This is a genomic window from Rhodoferax sp., assembly GCF_023700745.1.
Taxonomy (GTDB): Bacteria; Pseudomonadota; Gammaproteobacteria; order Burkholderiales; family Burkholderiaceae_C; genus Rhodoferax.
Window position 1 is genome coordinate 26,256 of the sequence record NZ_JAMPYG010000015.1, and the last position, 25,192, is coordinate 51,447.

Genomic DNA, 25,192 nt, shown 5'->3' on the forward strand with positions numbered 1-25,192 from the left:
GCGCGCCAACACCCAACCTTCATTTGGAATCAACAGGCAGGTGTCCCTATTCATTAATGGGTCAAACTATTCCAACCAAGCGTGGCGCGAAAGCCAGCGTCCTAGTTCGTTGTCATTGGCTAGCTCAAGCTTTAGAAATAGGCTGGCCCGGTGAGTCTCCACCGAGCGCGGGCTACAAGCGGGGATTAGTTTTCGGGCGACTTCCTTGTTCGATTGCCCCAGGCCAACTTGCCGTGCGACTTCCCGTTCGCGTGGTGTGAGCTCCAACCAGCGCGCCATTGCATTGGCGCGCTCCCTGGCTTCGGCCATGGCAGATGGTAATTTTTCCAATAGTTGCTGTGTATCGGGCTTGACTACCCAGTCAAATGCCCCCAGACGCACCGCTTCAAGCGCCATGGGTATGGTGCCATGGCCAGACAGAAAAAGCACCACCAGCGGACTGCGGCGCATACGTAATTGTTCCAGCACGGCCAAGCCACTCATTCCCCCCATGCGCAGGTCAAGGATCACGCAGCCAGGTCGTTGCGGGTCAAGCACTTGTAGAAACGACTCGCCAGAATCAAAGCCCTGCACCGCTAGTCCTTGAGAGAACAGCAATAGCAACAGCGAGCGCCGCAGTGCCTCGTCGTCGTCAACGACGTAGAGGGTGAGAGCAACATCGGTCATACGCTGAAAGCCAAAGTAAAGGAAAAAACTGCACCACCATCCTTGCGGTTGGCGACCTTCAAGTGTCCGCCATGCGCTTCGACAATAGTGCGGCAGATGTTGAGTCCGAGGCCAAGCCCATCGGGCTTGGTGCTGAAAAAGGGGTTGAACACCTGCTCTTGCGATGCCTCCGGTACGCCGGGTCCACGATCGCCGATTTGAATCAGTATGGCGCGTTCGAGCAAGGTGGTTTCGATGTCGATCACATGGCGCGCCGGGGGCAAGTCCTGGGTCGCCTGCATTGCATTTTGCAGAAGATTGATCAACACTTGCTCCAGCAAAACACGGTTACCACGGATGTGTGGCAAGTTTTCGGTCAATTGGGTATTGACGATGGTCAGGTTGCGCTGCAATTCTGGTTTGAGCAGTGTCAGGGAATGCGCGATCACCGCATGCACATCGCAGTCTTCGTAACTGCCGCGCTGGGGGTTAATGAAGACGCGTACACGCTTGACAATTTCGCTGGCCCGCTGGGATTGCTCGACAATGTCTTCAAGCACAGTAACAAGTAGCTCCCGCTTCGCCTGACCCGCTATCGCACGCGCAGCCACGGCAAAATTCGACAGTGCCATCAAAGGCTGATTGAGCTCATGCGCCAGCGTCGATGCCATCTCGCCCACGCTGGCCAGGCGTGCGCTGCGCTGGAGTTGCCGCTCCTGTTCGTGTTGGCGGTTTTCGGCAATTTTTTGCGCCGTGATATCCACAACTGAACTCATCCAGCCCTGCTGGCGGCCCTGTCGGTCGATCAGTGGTGCGGTGTAGACCTGAGTGATCACATCGTGTCCGTCGTGATGACGCACCCGCGACTCAAAGCCATGCGGTAAAGATTCGGCTTGTAGCGAGGCCTCGCGCTGACGCATGTACTTGTCCAGATCGTCTGGATGCCAATAAGGATAAGGCGCCTTGCAGCCCAACAACTCCTCGGCGCTATAGCCAACCATTTCGCAAAAAGCCCGATTGACATAGATGATGCGCCCCTCGGGATCGCGTGCCCGCATGCCGACCAGAAGTGCGTCTTCCATCGCCTTGCGAAAAGCATGCGCTTCTTCCAAGTCATAGGTACGCTCCTTGACGCGTTGCTCGAGTTCACGCTTTGCCTGAAGCTGCTCGACAAAGCGCTGTTCGTGCAGCCGCCAGTACAAGCCAGCGAGCAACAGAACTGCGGCCAGCAAAGTGGTCAGTGCGAGAGCTTCTTGACGGGCTCGCTGCACGCTCTTCAAGTCGCTGGTCACAGTCAGGGTCCAGGCCAGTTCTGGCAAGCTTGCCTCCAGAGCAAGGAAGGAGCGTTGCTTATGCTTCACGGTGGCCTGAAACTCGTAAGTGGGCGAACCGGGTACACGCGTTACCCGCCAGGGCAAGATATCGTAATGGCTGCGCATACCGTACTGGCCGTTTAACTTGAGCCAGGCCAGATCTCCACTCGAAAGGTGATCGCTGCTACGGTACAGCCATTCAGGCTCTGAGCTCAGGAAAACAATGCCACGGTTATCCTGCAAAACAACCGGATCGGCGCTATTGACCCAGGAGTTCTCCAGTGCGCTCAGACTGACTTTGACGGCAATCACGCCAATCACTTGGCTTTGGTTTAGCACGGGCTCAGCGATAAAAAATCCAGGGGTGCCCGTGGTCAAGCCAACGCCGTAAAAAAAACCGCGCCGACCTTGCAATGCCTCCTTGAAGTAAGGCCGCTGTTGATAGGACTGCCCAACAAAACTATCGGTACTGTTCCAATTGCTGGCGGCGAGCGTCATGCCGTTTGAGCTCATGACAAAAAGGGCGGCAGATTCGGTGCGATCCTTAAGATCTGAAAAGTACTGGTTGACCTTCTTGCTCAGCAGGCTGTCTGAGGGATTGAGTAACAATGACTGCACATCTGGGTGACGCGCTGCTGCATAGGGCAAATAGCCATGCTTTTCTGCAATGCCTCGGATACCCAGTGCATTCGCCTGAGCGACCTGCTGCAGCGCTTCAGTCTTGATCTGCAATTCACGGCGTTCGGCCCAGTGGCCCATCAAAATTATTGACAGACCGACTACCAGCGCGAGCAGCCCCCAGCGCCATAAATGCCGCCAAGACAAACTCCGAAAAATGGACGCAAGCATCATTTTCAATGGGGTGGATTTCTAACTGAGAATGCAGCCTCAACGATAACGCTAATCGCGCACGTGAAGCACGCCATAACGTTCGTCTGCGTATTTCTACGCAGAACCAGGGTGCCATTCGCACGGATGCACAAATTGCGGGTGTTTTCTACACTGGCCAATATCAGGAGATATTTATGAATGAAAACTCTTCCATTCGCGTGAATTCTGCCTTGCTGGCCATAGGAATCACGCTCGCCATCTGGTTCGTGATTCCCGTGCCCGAGGGTGTCACGCCGCAAGCCTGGCACTTGCTGGCCTTGTTTATCGGCACCATTGCCGCCATCATTGGTAAGGCGATGCCAATTGGGGCGCTGGCCATGATTGCCATTGCCCTGGTCGCGATTACCGGGGTCACCAACAACAAGCCGTCGGCAGCTGTTGCCGATGCTCTCAGCGGCTTTTCCAACCCGCTGATCTGGCTGATTGGCATTTCGATCATGATCTCCCGCGGTTTGATTAAAACCGGGCTCGGTCCCCGCATTGGGTACACGTTCATCCGATTGTTTGGCAAAAAGACCTTGGGTATCGGTTATGCGCTTGGATTGTCGGAACTGGTTCTGGCTCCAGTCACCCCCAGCAATACCGCACGCGGCGGCGGCATCATGCACCCTATCATGCGTTCGATTGCCGAGAGTTTCGACTCCTCGCCGGACAAGGGCACCTCGAACAAGATCGGGCGCTACCTGGCGTTGGTCAATTACCACTCCAACCCAATCACCTCGGCCATGTTCATCACCGCCACGGCGCCCAACCCGCTGGTGGTCAAATTCGTTGCCGAAGCGACTGGCGCACAGATTTCGTTGTCGTGGAGTACCTGGGCCCTCGCGATGCTGTTACCGGGGCTGGTCGCGATGGCGTTGATGCCGCTGGTGCTCTACTGGTTGTCGCCGCCCGAGATCAAGGACACCCCGGCGGCAAGCCAGTTTGCGAGAGACCGCATTGCCGAACTTGGCCCCGTCAAGGGGAAAGAAAAAATATTACTGGGCGTGTTTGCCTTGATGCTGTTGCTCTGGGCAGGGGTGCCCACCATGCTGCTGGGCCAGGGGTATGCAGTGGATGCCACTGCCGCTGCCGCTCTGGGCTTATCCTTATTGCTTGTAACCAGCGTGCTCGATTGGGACGATGTGCTAAAGGAAAAAGGGGCCTGGGACACCATCACCTGGTTTGCAGCCCTGGTCATGATGGCCACGTTCCTGAACAAACTCGGGCTGATTACCTGGTTTTCCAAGAGCATTGAGACCGGAATTCTCGGGCTGGGCTTAGGCTGGGTCGGTGCGGTGGCGCTCCTGACGTTGGTGTACATGTATGCGCACTATTTGTTTGCTAGCACGACCGCGCACATCACCGCGATGTTCGGCGCATTCTTTGCCGCCGGAATCGCGCTGGGCGCACCGCCAATGGCGTTCGCCCTGTTACTGGCCGCAGTTTCATCGATCATGATGACGCTGACACATTACGCCACGGGCACGTCACCCATCATCTTCGGCTCGGGCTATGTCTCGCTGGGTGAGTGGTGGAAAGTAGGATTTGTGATGAGCCTCGTGAATCTGGCCACTTGGGTGGTGGTTGGCGGGCTCTGGTGGCAAGCGCTTGGCTACTGGTGAAATTGAACTGCAGTTAGACGCTGTTGATTGCAGTAGAAAACTGAACTTCAATTTTCAAGCGGCGCCGACACTGGCCAAACGTCGACAAATATCTCAGCACATCGTCCGAAACACAACTGCCATGCACATGCTGCAATCAGGAACGCCTATTGAAGAACTTGCCTTGTGGATGGGTTACGAAAGTCGTGCAACCAGGCATCACTACGTTGAGGCGAATCTGGCGATGGAGGAGTCGGCGATCGCCCGAATGCAGGAGCCTGACTCCAAGATCAGACGCTATCACGCACCGGACGAGCTATTGAAGAACCGCAATCCAATTGTTTCGTCGAGTGAAATACAAGCCCGCTAATTCTTGGTCGCACGCAGTTTAAGGCAACGCTGAACAAGTCCCCCCTTCCTGCCGCTGAGCGTGTAGATTACGGTGCCATGAACAACCGACCCTGGCCATGGCCGCCGACGCATCGTCGGAGTTTGCGCAATACCGCAAGCCCATCCACGCCGCACTGGTGCGCTAACACCAGTTCCGCGGCAGTTAAGCCTGCGATGAAGTCGTTCACCTCGAAATTGCGGGGTGGCTCAAACTCGGGTAACTACCGGCCGATTGAATTTTTTACGCATTCTCAATGCCCGCTTAGTGGTCGTGACACGACGACCACTTTGAAGATGGCCCATCCCGGTAACGGACCTTGGAGGCGAAATTCAAAAGATGCTTGGATGTCGGCTATCAGGCAATGAGTTTGACGGTCGCTATGGCGGCAATGGGACGAATCCAGGTTCGGGCCAAGAGGAGTCATTCACCTCTCTGAGTTCGGTGGCAGCTCCAGGTATGCGTCTGGTGAAGTCACCTTGACCGTCGACTCGTAGCCGACCCGCGCGCTCATCCGATATCGGCGGCTGTGGCGCAGTATGCGAACCTACAGGTGGAAATCGCCTGCGGCTTCCGGCTGGTACAGTACTTTCTCAATCCGGATGTGGCAGGTTCGGTTCGGAATCCGCCAGCTAAAAGCATCGCCCGCCTTGTAGCCCAGGATCGCGGTGCCGATACCGGAGCAAACCGATAGTTTTCCGGCACGGTCGTCCGCATCCTCGGGGTAAACCAGCGCAATTTCCATTTCTTCGTCATCCACCTGAAGCAAGGCCTTGGAATTCATCGTGATGACATCTTCCGCCACCTGCAGTGGATCGACGACGATGGCCCGCTCGATCTCGTGTTCCAGCTCAAAAATATCCGAGCCGCGTTCGAATTCGACCAGACTCCTGAGCCGGGCCTTGTCGATCTCGGTGATATAGATGTCGGAGGTGTGGGCCGCAGGACTCTCGCGCAAGAGCCGGAGATAGCGCTCCGAGTTCATGACAAGCGACTTCATCGCAGGCGTTTCGCTTTGCAGCAAGAAGCCGCTGTGCAGGAAAGCCTTCAGTGATCGAGTGTTGTCCGGGCGGATTTTGGCGATGAGCTTCTCGGCCCGCATGTCGAAGAAAGCGAGCTTCATGCCTTCGCGGATGGCGCTGGCCCCGAGCTTGCGGCCCCAGTTGTCGCGGTTGCCGATGACCAGGACCATTTCGCAGTCCGTACCTGTCTTGACGAGGCGCACGAAGCCGACTGGCACGTCATGCTGGTCGTAGGCCATGAAGAACCGGCCGCCCTGGTTGAACAGATGGGTCAGGATAGGTAGCTGGACCCGGTCGATGACCTGCTCGATGAAAAGGGAGACATGGCGCGAATCACTCAGGTAGCGGGTGACGTCCTCGTCTTCCAACCAGTCCATGAGAGTCAGCGCGTTGCCCCGGGTGATCTCGGGGCACAGAGAAATGAAAGGCTTGTTCATCTTCACCACCTTTGGTTTCAAGAATGAAAGCCTTTCATGGCCTCGGCCATGACGGTTCTTTCGACTAACTGTTTATCTTACAGCGGTGCGCGATCGCGGGAGTTCGATGCTTTGCAGAACCCATGCGTTTCATGCGGCAAATAGAGCCTGTTCCGGCCAGGGGCCTTCGTTCGTTGAAGAGACCGAACTCATCGCAAAGCGGTCGTGTAGGCCACGTGAGTTAGCCCCCTGAAGCACAGACCCACCGGTGTTCCTTAAACTAAGAAACAGGAATACGACTATGGATATGACGATGTCTTCAGCAAACTCTTCAAGGGTGGAAGTGGTGACAAGTATTCAACGCCGCAGGCGCTGGAGCCCAGAGCAAAAGCTTGAAATCGTCAAACAAACCAATGAACCCGGCAGTTCCGTTTCAATGGTCGCCAGGCAATTTGGCATCACTGCAGCGCAACTCTTTCCATGGCGAAAGGCATACCTCCAAGGCTCACTGGTGGCTGCCGTCCAGTCGTAAACGTCTTGGTGATGTTCAGGCCATCAGTTGCAGAGCGATTTTTCCGAACTGTTGGCCCGACTCCAGTCGGGTCAAAGCTTCATGGATACGATCGAGCGGATATTCGCTGTCCAACACGGGCACGATTCCACTCTGCTCAATGAACGAAAGCAGCGCCCGGAACTCTGAAAAATCACCATGGGTCGAGCCCAGAATCTGCAACTGGCGAATAAATATTCGGCGCAGGTCGGCTGGCGGCTGGTCACCCGTTGTGGCGCCACATGTGACCAAACGTCCGCCTCGCACCAAGGACTTCATCGCTATTGACCATACGGCTTCACCGACGTTCTCGATCACCACATCGACCCCCCGGCCGCCGGTGTACGCCATCACGGTTTTCGCCACATCCTGCGTCTTGCTGTTGATGCCGTGCGCAGCGCCCATGGCCAGAGCGCGCTCCAATTTCGAATCCTCGCGCGAGGTCACGATCACCTTGGCACCAATCGCTTTCGCCAGCTGCATGGCTGCCAGTGATACACCACCACCAATGCCGAACACCAGCACGGTCTCCCAGGGTTTGACCCGGGCTTTGGTGAACAGCATGCGCCACGCGGTGAGGTAATTGACCCCCATGGCTGCAGCCTGTGCAAACGTCAAGCCTTGCGGCATGGGAAACACGTTCTGGGCCGGCACACTGATCCACTGCGCAAAGGTGCCGTGACGATGCTCGCCAAGCAACTGCATCTTCGTGCAAAGGACGCCTTCACCGCGCTGGCAGAACTCGCAGCGACCACAGGTGATACCGGGATGAATGACAACCCGCTGGTCTACTGTCAACAGGGTCTCTGAAGCGTCCACTTCCTCAATGACGCCAGCGGCGTCCAAGCCCATGATCTGGGGCAATTGGTGCGTGATGCCGGCGCCACTGTTGCGCATGTACAAGTCGACCTGGTTAAGGGTTGCTGCCTCAACGCGGACCAGGACTTCCCCCGGTCGACGCTTGACGGGCTCGCATGCCCTGACTTTGACTACTTCGTTGCCACCGTGGCCGATGATGAATGCTGCTTTCATTTGCTGTCCTCTCGAATGATCGTCAAATTAAGCCGTCCTTTAAATCAGGAGGAACGGGGGATGTCCAGCGTCTTGGCGTACTTGATGAAAAAGTCCAGGCTCGACGGGTTCTGCATGGCATCGGGACTGGCAACCTTGCCGGGCTCTGCCCCTAGCAGCAGCTTGCGAATGGGGACCTCCATCTTCTTGCCAGTCAGTGTTCGGGGGATTTCTGAAACCTGAACCACAGCATCAGGCACATGACGCCCTGAGGCTTTGGTACGGATTTGCTGAAGGATGCGTTCAATCAGGGCTTGCCCCAGCACGCCCGCCGGCTGCAGTACGACAAACAAGGGCATGAAGGAAGGTCGTCCCAAGTATTCCAGGTCAACGACCAGACTGTCGCGTACTTCAGGCAGTTCTTCGACGACGCGATAGATTTCAGCGGTGCCGATGCGGATGCCGAAGCGGTTGATCGTGCTGTCGGAACGGCCGTAAATCACCGAACTACCGTACGACGTGAAACGTATCCAGTCACCATGGCGCCACACATCCGGATACATCTCGAAATAGCTCTCCCGGTAGCGGCGACCATCTGGGTCGTTCCAGAAATACAGCGGCATTGAAGGCATGGGCTGAGTGATCACCAGTTCACCTACCTCGTCGATCACGGCTTGTCCGGCCTCGTTGAACGCATAGGCGGCCACCCCCAACTCGGGACATTGGATTTCGCCGGCATGCACCGGTAAGGTCGAAGCACAGGCAACGAAACAAGAAGCAATGTCGGTACCGCCACTGACTGAGGCCAACCAGACATCGGGCTTTACATCACGATAGACCCATTCAAACACATCGACAGACAGGGGGGAGCCGGTCGACAAAATGCTGCGTAATTTCTTGAACGGCGCATAGTCCCTGGGCCGCAGCTTGTCCTTCTTGTTGGCCATGAGCACTGCGGCGCCTGTGCCGAACACGGCAACCTCCTGCTCGTCTATGAAACGCCAGAGCGCATCGCCGTCCGGCCAAGAGGGGTGGCCGTCGTACAGCACGATTGAGGCACCGGTGACCAAGGCGCCGACCAGGAGATTCCAGACGGTCCAGCCGGTGCTACCCAGAAACAGCAGGCGATCGCCTGGTCGCAAGTCGTTTTGCAGTACCATTTCCTTGAGGTGCGTCAGCAGAATCCCCCCATGCCCGTGCACCATGGCCTTGGGTAACCCGGTGGTGCCCGAGGAGTAGAGCACCCACAGTGGGTGACTGAACGGCAGGCGTTCATAACGCGGAGCGGCATCGTTGCCGACAACAGATTCCCAGTGGCAGTGGTCACGCCAATGAACCGGCCGACGCAGGCTTGCCAACGGCCCGGCCACCTGCACGACGCGCTCGACGCTGGGCAATTCGGCCAACAGTTGGTCCACCACGGTGAGCCGGTCGTGCGGTTTTCCGTTGTAGCTGTAGCTGTCGACAGCGAATAACACCTTGGGTTCGATTTGGCGCAGGCGGTCAAGAATGACCGGCGCACCCATGTCGGGCGCGCAACTCGACCATATGGCACCTATGCTGGCGCATGCCAGGAAGGCGATCACGGTTTCCGGGCGATTCGGCATGTAGCTGGCCACCCGGTCCCCGGGGCCAACCCCCCAGCTTCGCAGTGTGGCCGCAACAGCAGCCGTCGCATGTTCCAGCTCCGCCCAGGAGAGGGTTTGCAGCGGTACGTCTTCGCTCCGGGCGATCACCGCAGGCTGGTCTGACGGGCGATTGCGAAAGACATGTTCGGCAAAGTTGAGCCGGGCATTCGGAAACCATTGCGCACCCGGCATGCTGCGCTGGCCAAGTGCGGGTTCACGCGCCCCGTCGGCCTGTACATCGAAGAAACTCCAAATTGATTGCCAGAAAGCATCCAGATCCTGGATCGACCAGCGCCACAGCTCGGCATAGTTGTGGGTGACGATGCCCATTGTTTCGGCCAGCCAACGCTGGTAGTGCACCAGGCGACTCCGCTGCAGTTGCTCGGGGCCGGGAGTCCAAAGGATTTCGGCTGATGGTGAAACCATGGTGTTCTGCATGATGGTATGAAGGCGGTTGTGTATTCGGTGGTAGAGATCGTTCTGGGCACGTTAGACCAATGCAACCACGGCGCTGCCGATCAGCTTGATTTCGTCAGACTGGTTTCTCGCTGTCAACTCGAGTGCCACGCACGGTTCACCGTCCTGGATGAATTTCTCGGATACTCTTGCTTGGCAGCGTACCTCGTCACCAAGGTGCGTGATCGCCACAAAGCGAACGCTCATCCGTCGGATGGCCGATTGCTTGACCGACTGGGTCAAAACGCGGGCCAGATAGGCGGCGGACAGCATCCCGTGGGCAAAGACGTCCGGCATGCCGGCCCGGCGCGCAAAGTCCGTGTCCAGATGCAGCGGGTTGTCGTCCCCTGAGGCGTCGGCATACACACCCAGGGTATGGCGCGTGATGGGACCCTCAACCACACTTGGCAAATCATCGCCCACCTGGATGTCATCAAATTGTGCGCGTTTCATGCCAAGCTCCGCTGCTTTGGCTGACGTACCACCATGACGGTGCGCAGATCGGCCACGGCCGCGCCGTCACTGTCCTCGACACGGGTTTCCCACACCAGGAATCCCAAGGCGCCACCCTTCTTTTCGTAAAGGTCCGCCAGGCGTGGCTTGAAGCACAGTACCTCACCTGCAAAGGCCATGCGATGGAAGACAAAGTGCTGCTCCCCATGCAATACATGGGCGTAATCAATGCCGAGCCGCTCATAAAACTCCATCGGGTTGGGGCCATCCATTTCCAAACAGAAAAAAAAGGTCGGAGGCACCGGCAAGGATGGATGGCCCGCCGCACGGGCAGCCATTTCGTCGAAATAAACGGGATTGTCCTGGCCGGTTGCCTTGGCAAAAGCCAGCAGTCGACCCCGTTCTACTTCAACACTGAACGGCGTCAGCTCGGCACCTATAAGTCGTGTGTCCCACATGGTTGCTCACTTACTGTGCCGTCCAGCCACCATCCATGCTCCATGCCACACCGCGCACGTTATGGCCTGCGGGAGAACAGAAAAACAGGACCAGCTGACCGATGTCATCTGTCGTCGTGAACTGCATGGACGGCTCTTTCTCGCCCAGCGACAGCTTGGTGGCTTCCTCCAAACTGATATTCAGTGTCTTGGCTTTGTCCTCCACCTGTTTTAGCGCCAGCGGTGTGCGCACCCAGCCTGGACAAATGGCATTGCAGGTGATACCGGTGGTGGCCGTTTCCAGCGCGGTGACCTTGGTCAAACCGACGATACCGTGCTTTGCGGCGACGTAAGCAGCTTTGTTGACCGAAGCGACAAGCGCATGCACCGACCCCATGTTGATGATACGACCCCAGTTCGAAGCCCGCATGGCCGGCAAAGCAAGCCGCGTGGTGTGAAAAGCTGCGCTCAAGTTGACAGCCAGGATGGCGTCCCAATGTTGGACACGAAAATCCTCCAGGCTGGCCACATGCTGTATGCCGGCGTTATTCACCAGAATGTCGACTTGATCGAACTTGCTGGCTGCGAATCCCATCAGGCTCTCAATATCCAAGGGCTTGGAGAGATCGGCGGGGTGGTATTCAACCCGGCTCCCTGCCGAGGACACTTCACCTATGGCGGCGTCCACATCCCCAAAACCGTTCAAGATGATGTTCGCACCCTGGTTGGCCAAAGCCTTGGCGATACCCAGACCGATGCCGCTGGTCGATCCTGTTATCAGGGCAGTTTTGTTCTTTAGGCTCATGTTTGATTCGATGCTTCGAGGGGCTCGGTTGATGGCTTTATCCCGTCCAGCCACATGCTGGCGATCTGCCGCGCCAGTTCATCCGGCGTTGACTTGCCGCCCTTGCTGTACCAGGTGGTGCTGTAGTGAACGGGTCCAAACAGTTGGTTGATCAATAAGTCTGGATGGACGTCGGACCGAATTACCTGGTGGCGTTGCGCTTCCTGGATCAGGTTCGAGAAAATCTGGTGGTAATGGCGACGCTGTCGACTGACCAGTGACTTTGTCTCGGGTTCCAGAAGATGCATGGACTGAATGAACACGGTTAATTCATCGATGCGCTCCAGGCAGGTCCGCCCCACATCCTCGGCCGCCAAAAAAAGTCTGTCGGCGAGGAGGGATGGCTGCTTGATGATCTCCTGCAGACTATCAATCTGCATCTCAAGCAGTGGTTGGTAGATGCCGTAAAGAATGGCGTCTTTTGATTTGTAGTGGTGGTACAGCGCTCCTTTCGAAACGCCAGCCTCGATGCAGATTTGCTGCACGCTGGTGTTGGCATAGCCGTGTTTGGAGAACAAGCGTGTCGCTGCCTCGAGCAGATGTTTTTTCACATTCGACATGGCGTAACTCCTTGTTGCGGACTATGGTTCGACCGGGTTGTTGAGGCAGGGCGCTATCGGGTGACCAAACCCGGCAGCCACAGGTTCAAAAGTTTCATGGATGCCTGCCTTGGGGAACCGGTACGGACGGGCTTGCCGGTCAGGGGGTCACTTCCACAAGGCGCAGCGGGTTTCGGCCTTTGTGGTGAAAACCTCTTCACCCGGCATGGTCGATACCACCTTCACGTAATCCCAGGGCATGGTCGATTCGGCGGGAGACTTTACCTGCATCAGGTACATATTGTGGACGTAGCGACCATCCGCGCGTATGTAGCCCTCGGCATAGAAGTCCTTGAGCTTGGTTTTTTTGAAGTAGTCCATCACCTTGTCGGCATCGGTCGACTTGGTCGCTTGCACGGCCTTCAAGTAGTTCATGGTTGCCGAGTAGTTGGCCGCCTGGACCTCGGTGGGCATGCGCTTGGCCTTCTCGAAGAAGCGACGGCCGAACTTGCGGGTTTCTTCGTTCAAGTTCCAGTCCCAACTTGTGGTGAACAGAAGACCTTGTGCATCCTTCAGTCCCATGCTGTGAACGTCGGTCAGGAAGAGCATCAGGCTCGCCACTTTCATGCTCTTATCGATACCGAATTCTTTTGATGCCTTGAGCGCATTGACCATGTCGCTGCCGCCATTGGCTATCCCCAGGATCTGTGCCTTGGAGCTTTGCGCCTGCAACAGGAAAGACGAAAAATCCGAAGCGTTCAAAGGGTGCTTTGCCGCGCCTATCACCTTTCCCCCGCCGGCGTTGATGACACCGGTGGCGTCGCGCTGGAGGGCCTCGCCAAAAGCATAGTTAGCCGCCAGGAAATACCAGTTCTTGAAGCCTTGTTTGAGCATGGCGCCAGCAGTTCCCCGGGCCAGAGCGACCGTGTCCCAGGCGTAGTGGATGGTGTATGGCGAGCATTGCTCATTGGTCAGTGCCGAGGAGCCCGGGCCGTTGGCTATGAAAACCCGTTTTTTTTCTTGCGCGATCTTTGATACCGCCAGGGCGGCGGCGGAATTGGTCCCGCCGACAATCATGCCGATGTTCTGGGTATCAATCCACTCGCGCGCCTTGGAGGCTGCAACGTCGGCCTTGTTCTGGTGGTCGGCACTGAGCAATTCGACAGGCTGGCCATTCACCTTGCCGCCGAAGTCGTCGATAGCCATCTGGATGGCGACGGCACCGTTCGTGCCGTCAAGGTCGGCGTAGGCACTGGACATGTCGGTCAGGAAGCCGATTCGAATCTTGTCCTGGGCGTGAGCGGTATGACTGGTGAGCCCGACAACACCGAGCAGGACGGCGAGGGTCTTGGGTTTGAACTTCATGTTGTCTCCTTTTATGGTTGAAATGGCAGGAAGGCTGTATCCGGTGATGTTGCAAGGCCATCCTTGAACACTTTGCTGAGGCTTGATCTTTCTAGCCATCATCAAACATACCGACCGGTCGGTATGTTTGATGATTATCGGCATATCGGAACTCTGTGTAGATTGGTAAAAACCCTCGATTAACGTGGTGCGGTGTCGAGACGATCAGGACTTTGGGTCGTCCCCCTCGTTCCTGGTCATGGCGATGCCACGCAGGAAATGACCGGTGTCGAATCGTTCGATGTGCTGGGGTCTTCGGCTTGCGGCCTGCAAGATAGCCGCTTGGATCTGGTCCCGTTTAATTTGGGGACGCGGCCGGAGTCGCCACGTCCCCCTCGCTGCTCACCCCTTGAAGGCGGCGGTATCGCCGGGACGACGCATCATCTTGTTGACCTCGTCCAAATGCATTTCTTCGTTGACGATCATCTCGCGGGCGTACTCTTCCAGGAGCACGGATTGTCCTTCGACGATCTTCAGCAAGTCATAGTAGGCGGACAAGGCATTTTTCTCATGTTCCAGGCTCTCGCGCAGGATGTCGCCAATGTCGTGTTTTTCGGTTTCCAGCAGAGAGCCGATTTTCAGGGAGGGGTGCCCACCCAGCAGCGTCACCAGTTCACCTGCCTTGTGGGCATGGGTCAGGCTTTCATCGGCGTTGCCCTTCATCCAGGACACGATTGGGATACGGTTATATCCGTAAACCATCAGCGAGTAGTGGGTGTATTTCACTACGCCTGCAAGTTCGAGTTCCATGATGCGGTTCAGGGCATGGATGGCCGCTGTGTTTGTCGAATCTTCCATGAGGTGTCCTTTCTGTGAATTGAACAACGCAATGACGCTAAACCTTAAGAGGCGATTTGATTCTCGTTCCTTTTGATAGCCCTGTCATCCCCGGCAATTTGTTGCAGGGAGCGCGTCAGCGAAGAGGTACTGGGGTTTTCAACGAAGACGCATTGTTTGCCGGTGCGTTTGCAGAAGTCCTTCACGCGCCAGTAAGCGTTGTGACTCATGCACCCGGTTTGGCAAATGACCAGGTCAGCCGAAACCAGACTGGCGTCAAGCGCGCTTTGGTTGTCTGCCAGACCTCCATCATGATGGGAAAAAAATCCTCCCGCTTGTTCAATGACATTCCGGTAGTTCGTCACATTCCCGTTATGGCCACCGACGCAAAGCACTGTCTTTTGATGAAGGTGGACGGTGATGGGGGTTTCACTGCTGGGTTCTTGGCGAGTCAGTTTGACCGCATCTTCTTGCGCGCGCATGCTGAGCGCGTGGTGCGCTTCGCCGAGCTGCTGGCGCAGTTGCGTGTTCAGCGTCTCCAGTTCGGCTTGTCTGGTCCTGAACTGCTCCAGCCTGGCGTGAACTTGCTCGATTTCGGCGGACTGTTCAGCGATTAATCGGGAGCAGCGTTCCTGTGCTTTGCCCAGCGCCCGTGCCAGAACGCCGTTTTCCTTGACCAAGTCATTGACGCGAACGACATCAACGCCTATCGCCGCACCGGTCTGGTGTTGCATCATGTGCATGGCAGGGTGCGTCATCCGAACCTCCAGGTGATTGAATACATGGCCACGCTTTAAATGATAATTGTTCTCATTTAAAGCGTGGCCATCGCCATCGCAGAAAGGGTGGATGCTCTCAAACTGTTTTGGTCGTGTCCGGCCTATCTTGGTCGCCTCGGAAGAGGCGTTGGCCGTGTTCTCGCATGCCGTTTTACCCCCGCATCAGCGCCTCGATCTCGGCCACGCCCACCGGCACGTCGCGGGTCAGCAGCGTGCAGCCGCTGTCGGTCACGATGGCGTCGTCTTCAATGCGGATGCCGATGTTGTGGAACTGTTCGGGCACGCCGTCGGCCGGTCGCACGTAGATGCCGGGCTCGATGGTCAGCGCCATGCCGCTGCGCAAAATGCGCGCCGGGCGGTTCTTGATGGTCTCGCCGGTGAGCGCGTCCTTGCGCGTGCTCACCTGGCCCATTTCGCCGGGTTCTGTGTAGTCGCCGCAGTCGTGCACATCCATGCCGATCCAGTGGCCGGTGCGGTGCATGTAAAACTGGAAATAAGCGCGGTTTTCGATCGCGTCGTCCAGGCTGCCGACCTTGTTCTTGTCGAGCAGGCCGATGTCAAGCATGCCTTGCGCCAGCACTTTGACGGTGGCGTCGTGCGGGTCGGTAAAGCGCGCGCCGGCCCGGGTGGCGGCAATCGCGGCTTCTTGTGATGCCAGCACCAGCTCGTAGAGCGTGCGTTGCGGGCCGGTAAAGACGCCATCGGCGGGGAACGTGCGGGTGATGTCGCTGGCGTAGCCGTCGAGCTCGCAGCCGGCATCGATCAGCACCAGCTCTCCCTTGCGCACCAGGCCGCGATCGGCGCGGTAGTGCAGCACGCAGGCGTTGGCGCCGGCGGCCACGATGGAGCCGTAGGCAGGGAATTGCGAGCCGTGGCGGCGGAACTCGTGCAGCAGTTCGGCTTCCAGGTGGTACTCACGCACCTCCTGCCCGGCGCGCAGCATGTGGGCCGAGGTCTGCATGGCGCGGATGTGGGCGCCGGCGCTGATTTGCCCGGCGCGCAGCATGGTAGCTTGCTCAAACGTGTCCTTGACCAGGCGCATTTCGTCCAGAACGCCGCACAGGTCGTGCTGGCTTTTGGGGCACTGCGTGCCGTAGCGCACACGAGCCCGCAGGCCGCCCAGCCAGTTGTCAATGCGTGTCTCCAGGCCCTTGTGGGTGGCAAACGGGTACCAGACGGCATCGCGGCCATCAATCATGGCCGGTAACTGTGCATCGAGTTCGGCCACCGAATACGCGGCCTCCAGTGCCAGCTGCCCAGGCGCCGCTACCGGCCCGAGCCGGTAGCCGTCCCAGATTTCGCGTTCCATGTCCTTGGGCTGGCAAAACAGCGTGCTGTGGCCGTCACCGGTCACAACCAGCCAGGCCTGGGGTTCGGAAAAACCCGTCAGGTAATAAAAATAGCTGTCAGCGCGGTACGGGAAATCACTGTCGCGGTTGCGTTGCTGCTCTGGCGCGGTGGGGATGATGGCGATGCCATTGGGACCGATTTTTTGGGCCAGCAGGGCGCGGCGCCGGGCGTAAACAGAAGAGGGATTCATGAGGTGTTCCTTGAGGAAATTGAAGCAGGGGCCAGCAGGCCACCCGGCTCAGGCATTGAGTTCGACCAGGCGCTGGGGCGTGCCGACATCGGTCCAGGGGCCATGGTACAGCTCGGCTGACACCCGGCCCTGATCCATGGCGCGGCGCAACAGCGGAGCCAGCGCGGCCTTGATGCCCTGCGGGTTGCCCGGCGCGATGTCGCACCATGGCGGCGCAAACAGGGCGCGCCGGTACAGGCCGATGGTGGAAAAGGTGAAGCGTGGGCGCGGGTCGTCTTTGGCCAGGTTGAGCGCGGGTGCCGGACCGGTTGCTACAGCCTGCAGGCCAAAGTCGCCCGCCGGGTTGTGCGCCGGGTTGCGCACCAGCCAGAGGTGCGCCAACTTGTCGCTCGCGGCAAAGCGCTCAAGCGCCGACGGGCTGAACTCAAAGCCGGGGGTGAACACATCGGCCGCCAGCACCCAGAACACCGCGTCGAGCAGTGGCAGGGCGCGCGCAATGCCACCGGCGGTTTCCAGCGCGCCGCCAAAGTCATGGCCTTCGTGCGAGTAGCGCAGGTGCAGGCCGGCAGGATGGGGCGCTTGCACGATGTGGTCGGCCAGCCAGTCGGTATTGATCACCACCTGCCGGGTACCGCTGCATTGCAGCGCTTCCAGATGCCATTGCAACAGCGACTTGCCTTGCACCTTCAGCAGCGGTTTGGGGCAGCCGTCGGTGAGCGGGCGCATGCGTTCGCCGCGGCCAGCGGCCAGCAGCATGGCGGTGGCCGGGCTGCTCATGGCTGCCTGGACTGCGCCTTGGCCTCGCTGTAACCCGCGAACAATTGGGCGTATACCGGACCGGGTTTGCCGTTGCCGACAGCCTGGCCGTCCAACAGGGTGACCGGCAGTACTTCCTTGGTGGCCGATGACAACAGCAATTCGTCGGCGTGTTGCACTTCTTCGCGGCTGACGCGGCGCAACTCGAACGGGATGCCACGGGCGCGGCAAATTTCTTCAATCAGGCCGTAACGAATGCCTTCGAGCACCAGCTGGTCTTTGGGCGTGCCCAGCACCTTGCCGTCTTTCACCACCCAGACGTTGCTGGCGGCGGCCTCGCTCAAAAAGCCGTCGCGGAACATGACGGTTTCGAGGGCGCCGGCGTCAAAGCTGATCTGGCGCGCAAACACCGCACCCAGCAGGCTGGTGCTCTTGATGTGGGCTTTTTCCCAGCGGAAGTCGTCGGCCGTGACGCAGGCCACGCCTTGGCTGCGTTGTGCCTCGGTGGGCAGCTTCATGGTGTTGGTCATGACAAACACGGTGGGCGTGATGTCGGTGGGCATGACGTGGTCGCGCAGGGCCACGCCGCGCGTGACCTGGATGTAGATCAACTGGTCCAGCGTCTTGGTGTCCACGCCTTTGGAGGCCGCAAATGTGGTCATCAATTGCTGTGCGATATCGGCCCATTGGGCGCGCGTCAACGGGTTGGCCATGCGCAATTCGGCCAGGCTGCGGTCCAGCCGTGCCATGTGTTCGGCAAAGCGGAACAACTGGCCGCCATAGGCTGGCACCACTTCATAAACGCCGTCGCCAAAAATGAAGCCGCGGTCCATCACGCTGATTTTGGCATCGGGCAGCAGGGTGAATGCACCGTTGAGATAACAAGGCAGGGGAGGTAAGGTAGTCATGTCTGAATTATGCGTGGGCTGGTAGGGGAGGTGACAGTTTATGAGTTTATGCTGGACTTGAAACAAATGTTTCTATATTATCCAAATAATCCATTTGTTTCAATTGCCTGATTTTGCCCTACTCCCACCTGAACCAATTGCTGGACAAGCGTTTTGAACGCCTGAGCCCTGAACTGCAACGTGCGGCGCGATGGGTGCAGGCGCATCCGGCCGAGCTGGGGCTGCAATCCATGCGGCAATCGGCGCTGGCGGCGGGTGTGGCGCCTGCCACCATGACGCGGCTGGCCCGGGCACTGGGTTTGGACAGCTTCGATGCGATGCGGCGGCCGTCGAAGCTGGCCTTTGCCGCGTCCGTTGACCCTGCCAATCAGGCGGCAAGTGCTGCGCCAACCCGGCAGGTCACCGAAAATTTTGATCGCCTGGCCCAGGCACAAGCGGCTAACCTGGATTCGGTGCGCAGCCGCAACACCACCGTGCAGTTGCAGGCTGCGGCGCAGGCCATCCTTGCGGCGCGCGAAGTGCTGTTTCTGGGCTTGCGCGGCAGTTTCAGCACGGCGTATCACCTCTACTACACCTGTGACTGGCTGCGCGCCAACACCCGGCTGGCCACCGATGCGGGTGGTGCCTGGGCCGACCAGTTGCTGGCCTTGCGCGCAAGCGATCTGCTGGTGGTGGTCAGCCAGGCGCCTTACACGCGTCAGACCGTCGAGGCAGTGCAGCAAGCCCACGATCGCGGTGTGCCGGTGCTGACACTGACCGACAGCAGCTTGTCGCCACTGGCGCGGCTGGCGCACCAGACCTTGTTGTTTGACACCACATCGCCCTCGTTTTTTCACTCGATGACTGGAGCCCTGGCACTGGCAGAAACCCTGGTGGAATGTGTTGCCGAGCAGGGCGGTGCTGCCGTGCTGCAACGGCTGACACAGCGTCAGCAGGGTTTGCAGCAAGCCAAGGCGTATTGGGATAAAAAACCATCACGGCAAGAGTGACAACCTCAACTTTCATTGATTTTTTTGCGAAGGAATACACCATGCAACCCTCCCACCCAGCTTCCCATTCATCCGTCATCAGCCAGGACGGCACCCATGTGTTCCACCGCCAGTTGCAGCACGGATTGCCGCTGGCCGTGTCTGGCCAGGGCATGACCCTGGTTGATGCGAGCGGCAAAACTTACCTCGATGCCTGCGGTGGCGCTGCCGTGTCCTGCCTAGGTCACGGCCACCCCGAGGTGCTGGCCGCCATGCATGCCCAGATTGACCGGCTGGCTTACGCCCACACCAGTTTCTTCACCACCGAAGTGGCCGAGGAACTCGCTGACGTGCTGATTGCATCGGCACCGGCCGGCATGAGCCATGCCTACTTTGTCAGTGGCGGTTCGGAAGCGATGGAGGCGGCGCTCAAGATGGCGCGGCAGTATTTTGTCGAGATCGGCCAGCCGCAACGCCGCCATTTTGTCGCTCGCCGGCAAAGCTACCACGGCAACACTTTGGGCGCGCTGGCGGTCGGGGGCAACGCCTGGCGCCGTGCCCAGTTCGAGCCCTTACTCATTGACGTGGCGCATGTGGCGCCCTGCTACGAATACCGCGATCGCGCGCCGGATGAAACGCCAGAGGCCTATGGCCAGCGGCTGGTCGCTGAACTTGAACAGACCTTTGCGCGCCTCGGGCCGGAAAATGTCATGGCCTTTGTGGCCGAAACCGTGGGCGGCGCCACCGCCGGTGTGTTGCCACCGGTGCCGGGTTACTTCAAGGCGATTCGCGAACTCTGCGACCGCCATGGCATTTTGCTAATTCTGGATGAGGTGATGTGTGGCATGGGTCGCACCGGCACGCTGCACGCCTGTGAGCAGGACCAGGTGGTACCTGACCTGCTGGCCATTGCCAAAGGCCTGGGCGGTGGTTATCAGCCGATCGGTGCGGTGCTGGCGCAGAAAAAACTGGTGGATACGTTCAAAAAAGGCAGCGGCATGTTCCAGCACGGCCATACCTACCTGGGCCATGCGGTGGCTTGCGCTGCCGCACTGGCGGTGCAGCGGGTGATTGCGCGCGACGGCCTGGTGGCGCAGGTGCAGGCGCGCGGGCAGACCCTGCATGGTTTGCTGCGGCAGACGTTTGTCGATCACCCCCATGTGGGCGACATTCGCGGCCGTGGCCTGTTCTGGGGGTTGGAGTTGGTGGCGGACCGCGCATCGCGCCAGTGGTTTGACCCGGCGCTTAAATTACATGCCCGCATCAAGCGCGAGGCGATGGCGCTGGGCCTGATGGTTTACCCGATGGGTGGTACGGTGGACGGGCGTTGCGGCGACCACATTTTGCTGGCCCCACCTTTTATTGCCAGTGAGGACGAACTGGCCCAGATTGTTGAGCGACTGGCCCGGGCCGTCGATGCTGCTATGCCGACCTGATGCGGCAATATGCGCAAATTGCATGACAAGGCAGGGTAACTATTTACGCATCCAATCGAAGGGGGGGCTATCTTTGATCTAAGATGTCACACTCTGTAAACAGAACGGTTTTTAAGTCAGTCGAAATTTTTAATACTGGAGATCCCATGAAGAAATTGTCCTTCTATGTCAGCGCCGTTGCAGCTGCCGCCGCTATCCTGGCCCCCGTGAGCAGCGTTCAGGCGCAGCAAAAATTCATGACCATTGGCACCGGCGGTGTCACCGGTGTGTACTACGCTGCTGGTGGCGCCATTTGCCGCCTGGTCAACAAGGACCGCGCCAAACATGGGTATCGTTGCTCGGTGGAGTCCACCGGGGGTTCAGTGGTGAACATCAACACCATCAAGGCGGGCGAGCTCGACTTTGGGGTGTCCCAGTCCGATGTGCAGTACAACGCCTACAACGGCGCCAAGCAGTTTGAGAAAGACGGCAAGCACACCGACCTGCGTGCTGTGTTCTCGATTCACCCGGAGCCCTTTACGGTGTTGGCCCGTAAGGAAGCCAATGTGGTCAAGTTTGAAGACCTCAAGGGCAAACGCATGAACGTGGGCAACCCCGGCTCTGGCAGCCGCGCTGCCATGGACGAACTGCTGGCAGCCATGAACTGGAAGACATCCGACTTTGGTCTGGCTGCCGAGCTCAAGGCCGATGAGCACGGTGCCGCCCTGTGCGACAACAAGATCGATGCCTTCTTCTACGGTGTGGGCCACCCCAGCGCCAACATTCAGGACCCGATCACCACCTGCGGCGCCAAGCTGGTGTCGATCACCGGCCCCGCTGTGGACAAACTGGTCAAGGCCAACAGCTACTACGCTGCAGTGGATATTCCCGGCGGCTTGTATGCAGGCCACCCGAACCCGACCCGCACTTATGGCGTGCTGGCTTCGTTTGTGAGCTCGGCCAAGGTGCCTGATGCCACCGTGTACGAGCTGGTCAAGGCGGTGTTTGAGAACTTTGACGAGTTCAAGAAATTGCACCCGGCGTTCATCGGCCTGAACCCCAAGAACATGATCAAGGATGGCCTGTCGGCACCGCTGCACCCCGGTGCTGTCAAGTATTACAAGGAAAAGGGCTGGATGTAATCTGATCACGCCCAGCTTCCCCAGGCTGAAACCGCAAAAAAGCTCTGACGCGTCAGAGCTTTTTTGTTGACAAAAACAATACCAGTTATTCGAGATATTCGTATGAAATCAGCAGCTGCAACGGACAAAGTGCCCGAAATTGATGTCCAGAAGTTCGTCGCCGACAACGACACCGGTGCGCGCAACCCTGGCCCGGTCATGAAGCGTTTTTTACTCTATGTGGCGTTGGCCTGGTCCTTGTTTCAATTATGGATCGCGTCGCCGCTGCCGTTCAGTACCGGTGTGCTGGTTTTCAACGACACCGAAACGCGGGCCATCCACCTGTCCTTTGCGGTGTTCCTGTCATTCATGTCTTACCCGGCTTTCAAGCGTTCACAGAGCGATCATGTGCCGGTGACAGACTGGATCTTTGCCCTCGTGGGCACTTTCTGTGCGGCCTACCTGTTCATGTTTTACCGTGAGCTGGCGACCCGCCCGGGGCAGCCGACACCCTTGGACGTTTACACCGGCCTGGTCGGTATCGTGCTGCTGCTGGAGGCCACGCGCCGGGTGCTGGGCTTGCCGATGGTGATCGTGGCGCTGGTTTTCCTGGGCTACACCTTTGGCGGCCCCTTCATGCCCGACATGATTGCCCATCGCGGCTTTTCGCTGCCGCGCGCCATGAGCCACCAGTGGCTCACCACCGAGGGCGTGTTTGGCGTGGCGCTGGGGGTTTCCAGCAGCTTCATCTTTTTGTTTGTGCTGTTTGGCTCCCTGCTCGACAAGGCCGGTGCCGGCAATTACTTCATCAAGTCGGCCTTTGCGCTGCTGGGTCACATGCGCGGCGGGCCGGCCAAGGCGGCGGTGCTGTCGTCAGCTGCCACCGGCATTATTTCGGGCTCGTCGATTGCCAACGTGGTGACCACCGGCACCTTTACCATCCCGCTCATGAAACGCGTGGGCTACCGTCCCGACCAGGCGGCCGCGGTCGAGGTGTCGAGCTCGGTCAACGGCCAGCTGATGCCGCCAGTGATGGGCGCCGCTGCCTTCCTGATGGTGGAGTATGTGGGCATTCCTTACATCGAGGTCATGAAACACGCCTTTTTGCCGGCCATCATTTCCTACATTGCCCTGCTCTACATCGTCCATATTGAGGCCCTGAAAAACAAGATGGTGGGGCTGCCGCGGCGCCATATCGGCTCGGCCGGTTCACGCCTGTTGTCGTTTGGCCTGACGGTGGCCGGTTTCATCGTGCTGTCGGGTGCCGTCTACTGGGGCATTGGCTGGATCAAGACGGTCATGGGTGATGCAGCAGTGTGGGTGGTCGGTGTCGGGCTGTTGGCGGCCTATGTCGGCTTGCTGTGGTTTGGCGCCCGCCAGCCCGAGCTGGAACTCGATGACCCGAACGCCCAGGTGTTTGAGCTGCCCGAAACCGGCCCCACCGTCAAATCCGGCCTGCATTACCTGCTGGCCGTGGTGGTGCTGATCTGGTGCCTGATGGTCGAGCAGATGTCGCCGGGCCTGTCGGCTTTCTGGGCCACGATGTTCATGGTTTTTGTCATGCTGACGCAAAAACCGATCATTTCCTGGTTCCGGGGCCGGGGTGCGTTGGGGCAGGCCGCCAAGCAGGGGTTTATGGATCTGATTGACGGTCTGGCCACGGGGGCACGCAACATGATCGGCATTGGTGTGGCAACCGCCGCCGCAGGCATCATTGTGGGCACGGTGTCATTGACCGGCATCGGCCTGGTCATGACCGAGATTGTCGAGTTGCTGTCGGGCGGCAACCTGATGCTGATGCTGGTGCTGGTGGCGGTGATCAGCCTGATCCTGGGCATGGGCCTGCCGACCACGGCCAACTACATCGTGGTGTCCACTCTGATGGCGCCGGTGGTGGTGGAGCTGGGCGCACAAAGCGGCCTGATCGTGCCACTGATCGCGGTGCACCTGTTCGTCTTTTATTTTGGTTTGATGGCCGACGTGACGCCACCGGTGGGACTGGCGTCATTTGCCGCCGCTGCGATAGCGCGTTGTGACCCGATCAAGGCCGGTATCACGGCGTTTTTTTACAGCATGCGTACGGCCATCCTGCCATTTCTGTTCATCTTCAACACCCAGTTGCTGATGATCGGCATCGACGGGCCGTTCCAACTGATTCTGACTGTGATCAGCGCCACCGTGGCGATGCTGGTATTTGCGGCAGCAACGCAGGGCCATTTTTTGGTGAAGTCGCGCTGGTATGAAACCGTTGCCCTGCTGCTGGTCACCTTCACCCTGTTCCGTCCGGGTTACTGGATGGACATGGTTTACCCGCCCTACACCGAGGTGCCAGCGGCACAAATCAGCCAATTGGTCGAAGCGCAGCCTGCCAATGGCACCAAGCGGGTCTGGATCGAGGGCACTAACATGAACGGCAAGGACATCCGCAAGGGCGTGTTGCTGCCCTTGGGTCCCAAGGGTACGGCGCGTGAGCGCTTCGCCAGTTCAGGCCTGAGCGTGATGGCGCAGGGCAATGAGCTGCTGATCATGCAGGTGCGTTTTGGCAGTCAGGCTGAAAAGCTAGGCATGGAGCAAGGCTTCAAGATTGTCTCGGCTGAAACGCCCGCCGATCGGCCGGCCAAGGAATGGATGTTTTTGCCAGCCATTCCGCTCTTGCTTTTGGTGATTGCCTTGCAGCGTGCGCGTGAGCGTAAAACCAGGCCGTGACTCGACTAGCCTTGATCCATGCGCTGGCGCATTCTGTGGCGCCTATCAACGCCGAGATGGCGCGTGCCTGGCCAGCCTGTGAACGCATGAACCTGCTCGACGACAGCCTCTCAAGCGACCTGGCACGCAGTGGCCAGGGGCTGGATGCCGCCATGCACCAGCGCTTCGAGGCGCTGGCAGCTTATGCCGAGGGCACGGGCGCGCAGGCCATTTTGTTCACCTGCTCTGCCTTTGGGCCGTGCATTGACGCGGTGGCTGCACGGCGTCCCCACATGCCCGTGCTCAAGCCCAACGAGGCCATGGTGGCTGAGGCTGTGGCGATGGGCAAACGCGTTGGCCTGATTGCCTCGTTTGCGCCCACGCTGCTGTCCATGCCAGCGGAGTTTCCAGTTGGCACGGCGCTGGTAAGCCGACTCGCCGAAGGCGCCCTGGAGGCGCTCAACCAGGGCGACACCGCCGGCCACGACGCCCGTGTGGTCGACGCCGCGCGCTGGCTGCAGCAGCAAGGCTGTGAAGTGATTGCGCTGGCCCAATTCAGCATGGCGCGGGCCGAGGCAGCTGTGCGCCAGGCTGTGCATCTGCCGGTGCTGACCACGCCCGCCAGCGCCGTGCGCGTGTTGCGCCAGCGCCTCGGGGCGTGAT

Annotated in this window: 22 protein-coding genes and 1 pseudogene; 8 read left to right on the top strand and 15 right to left on the bottom strand. The window is 58.8% G+C overall.

Annotated elements, in window-relative coordinates; all coding sequences use genetic code 11:
- Positions 1 to 66: 66 nt before the first annotated feature.
- Both NDJ10_RS11855 and NDJ10_RS11860 read right to left on the bottom strand, forming a co-directional pair.
- Entirely contained in the window at positions 67 to 666 is a 600-nt protein-coding gene (locus NDJ10_RS11855; RefSeq protein ID WP_296162447.1) for a response regulator, read from the bottom strand.
- Positions 663 to 2,810 carry a PAS domain S-box protein gene (locus NDJ10_RS11860; RefSeq protein WP_296162450.1) on the bottom strand — a complete coding sequence of 716 codons (2,148 nt, stop codon included), beginning with the start codon at positions 2,808 to 2,810 and terminating at the stop codon, positions 663 to 665. Before NDJ10_RS11860 ends, NDJ10_RS11855 begins: the two co-directional genes overlap by 4 nt.
- Before the next feature lie 173 nt (positions 2,811 to 2,983).
- On the opposite strand from NDJ10_RS11860, the gene NDJ10_RS11865 reads away from it, so the two are divergent.
- Complete coding sequence (locus NDJ10_RS11865; protein ID WP_296162453.1) at positions 2,984 to 4,453, top strand: DASS family sodium-coupled anion symporter; 1,470 nt, start codon at positions 2,984 to 2,986, stop codon at positions 4,451 to 4,453.
- Entirely contained in the window at positions 4,440 to 4,802 is a 363-nt protein-coding gene (locus tag NDJ10_RS11870) for a hypothetical protein (RefSeq protein ID WP_296162455.1), read from the top strand. The genes NDJ10_RS11865 and NDJ10_RS11870 overlap by 14 nt, the downstream gene beginning before the upstream one ends.
- A gap of 565 nt (positions 4,803 to 5,367) precedes the next feature.
- Here the strand turns inward: NDJ10_RS11870 and NDJ10_RS11875 are convergent.
- Positions 5,368 to 6,279, bottom strand: a complete 912-nt coding sequence (locus NDJ10_RS11875) for a bifunctional GNAT family N-acetyltransferase/nucleoside diphosphate kinase regulator (RefSeq protein ID WP_296162550.1) — start codon at positions 6,277 to 6,279, stop codon at positions 5,368 to 5,370.
- Positions 6,280 to 6,595: 316 nt separating this feature from the next.
- On the opposite strand from NDJ10_RS11875, the pseudogene NDJ10_RS11880 reads away from it, so the two are divergent.
- A pseudogene (locus tag NDJ10_RS11880) lies at positions 6,596 to 6,769 on the top strand (transposase); the annotation flags it as partial.
- Between the two features lie 36 nt (positions 6,770 to 6,805).
- Here NDJ10_RS11880 and NDJ10_RS11885 read toward each other — a convergent pair.
- The 12 genes from NDJ10_RS11885 to NDJ10_RS11940 form a co-directional block, all read right to left on the bottom strand.
- Positions 6,806 to 7,840, bottom strand: a complete 1,035-nt coding sequence (locus NDJ10_RS11885) for a zinc-binding dehydrogenase (protein ID WP_296162457.1) — start codon at positions 7,838 to 7,840, stop codon at positions 6,806 to 6,808.
- A gap of 44 nt (positions 7,841 to 7,884) precedes the next feature.
- Positions 7,885 to 9,873 carry an acetoacetate--CoA ligase gene (locus NDJ10_RS11890; RefSeq protein ID WP_296162459.1) on the bottom strand — a complete coding sequence of 663 codons (1,989 nt, stop codon included), beginning with the start codon at positions 9,871 to 9,873 and terminating at the stop codon, positions 7,885 to 7,887.
- Between the two features lie 63 nt (positions 9,874 to 9,936).
- Positions 9,937 to 10,356, bottom strand: a complete 420-nt coding sequence (locus NDJ10_RS11895; RefSeq protein WP_296162461.1) for a MaoC/PaaZ C-terminal domain-containing protein — start codon at positions 10,354 to 10,356, stop codon at positions 9,937 to 9,939.
- Entirely contained in the window at positions 10,353 to 10,814 is a 462-nt protein-coding gene (locus NDJ10_RS11900) for a MaoC family dehydratase N-terminal domain-containing protein (RefSeq protein ID WP_296162463.1), read from the bottom strand. The genes NDJ10_RS11895 and NDJ10_RS11900 overlap by 4 nt, the downstream gene beginning before the upstream one ends.
- A gap of 10 nt (positions 10,815 to 10,824) precedes the next feature.
- Complete coding sequence (locus tag NDJ10_RS11905) at positions 10,825 to 11,598, bottom strand: 3-hydroxybutyrate dehydrogenase (protein ID WP_296162553.1); 774 nt, start codon at positions 11,596 to 11,598, stop codon at positions 10,825 to 10,827.
- The gene (locus NDJ10_RS11910; protein WP_296162465.1) at positions 11,595 to 12,197 is read right to left on the bottom strand and encodes a TetR/AcrR family transcriptional regulator; all 603 of its coding nucleotides are present in this window, start codon (positions 12,195 to 12,197) and stop codon (positions 11,595 to 11,597) included. Before NDJ10_RS11910 ends, NDJ10_RS11905 begins: the two co-directional genes overlap by 4 nt.
- A 147-nt stretch (positions 12,198 to 12,344) precedes the next feature.
- Positions 12,345 to 13,541: an ABC transporter substrate-binding protein gene (locus NDJ10_RS11915; RefSeq protein WP_296162467.1), complete on the bottom strand. Its 1,197-nt coding sequence runs from the start codon at positions 13,539 to 13,541 to the stop codon at positions 12,345 to 12,347.
- A gap of 381 nt (positions 13,542 to 13,922) precedes the next feature.
- The gene (locus NDJ10_RS11920; protein WP_296162470.1) at positions 13,923 to 14,378 is read right to left on the bottom strand and encodes a ferritin-like domain-containing protein; all 456 of its coding nucleotides are present in this window, start codon (positions 14,376 to 14,378) and stop codon (positions 13,923 to 13,925) included.
- Positions 14,379 to 14,422: 44 nt separating this feature from the next.
- Positions 14,423 to 15,115: a DUF2325 domain-containing protein gene (locus NDJ10_RS11925; protein ID WP_296162471.1), complete on the bottom strand. Its 693-nt coding sequence runs from the start codon at positions 15,113 to 15,115 to the stop codon at positions 14,423 to 14,425.
- Between the two features lie 172 nt (positions 15,116 to 15,287).
- Entirely contained in the window at positions 15,288 to 16,676 is a 1,389-nt protein-coding gene (locus NDJ10_RS11930; protein WP_296162472.1) for an aminopeptidase P N-terminal domain-containing protein, read from the bottom strand.
- Between the two features lie 48 nt (positions 16,677 to 16,724).
- A complete protein-coding gene (locus NDJ10_RS11935) occupies positions 16,725 to 17,453 on the bottom strand; it encodes a nucleotidyltransferase family protein (RefSeq protein WP_296162474.1) in 729 nt (242 codons plus the stop codon).
- On the bottom strand, positions 17,450 to 18,340 hold the full coding sequence (locus NDJ10_RS11940; protein WP_296162476.1) for a D-amino acid aminotransferase: 891 nt from the start codon (positions 18,338 to 18,340) through the stop codon (positions 17,450 to 17,452). Before NDJ10_RS11940 ends, NDJ10_RS11935 begins: the two co-directional genes overlap by 4 nt.
- A gap of 113 nt (positions 18,341 to 18,453) precedes the next feature.
- Between NDJ10_RS11940 and NDJ10_RS11945 the strand changes: the two genes are divergently transcribed.
- From NDJ10_RS11945 to NDJ10_RS11965, 5 genes are all read left to right on the top strand, one after another.
- A complete protein-coding gene (locus tag NDJ10_RS11945) occupies positions 18,454 to 19,329 on the top strand; it encodes a MurR/RpiR family transcriptional regulator (RefSeq protein ID WP_296162478.1) in 876 nt (291 codons plus the stop codon).
- A 41-nt stretch (positions 19,330 to 19,370) separates the two neighbouring features.
- A complete protein-coding gene (locus tag NDJ10_RS11950; protein WP_296162480.1) occupies positions 19,371 to 20,744 on the top strand; it encodes an aspartate aminotransferase family protein in 1,374 nt (457 codons plus the stop codon).
- 146 nt (positions 20,745 to 20,890) lie between these two features.
- Positions 20,891 to 21,865 (top strand): TAXI family TRAP transporter solute-binding subunit, encoded by a 975-nt coding sequence (locus NDJ10_RS11955; protein WP_296162482.1) that lies wholly within the window; start codon positions 20,891 to 20,893, stop codon positions 21,863 to 21,865.
- Between the two features lie 102 nt (positions 21,866 to 21,967).
- Complete coding sequence (locus NDJ10_RS11960; protein ID WP_296162485.1) at positions 21,968 to 24,550, top strand: TRAP transporter permease; 2,583 nt, start codon at positions 21,968 to 21,970, stop codon at positions 24,548 to 24,550.
- The gene (locus tag NDJ10_RS11965) at positions 24,547 to 25,191 is read left to right on the top strand and encodes an aspartate/glutamate racemase family protein (protein WP_296162487.1); all 645 of its coding nucleotides are present in this window, start codon (positions 24,547 to 24,549) and stop codon (positions 25,189 to 25,191) included. The genes NDJ10_RS11960 and NDJ10_RS11965 overlap by 4 nt, the downstream gene beginning before the upstream one ends.
- Position 25,192 lies beyond the last annotated feature (1 nt).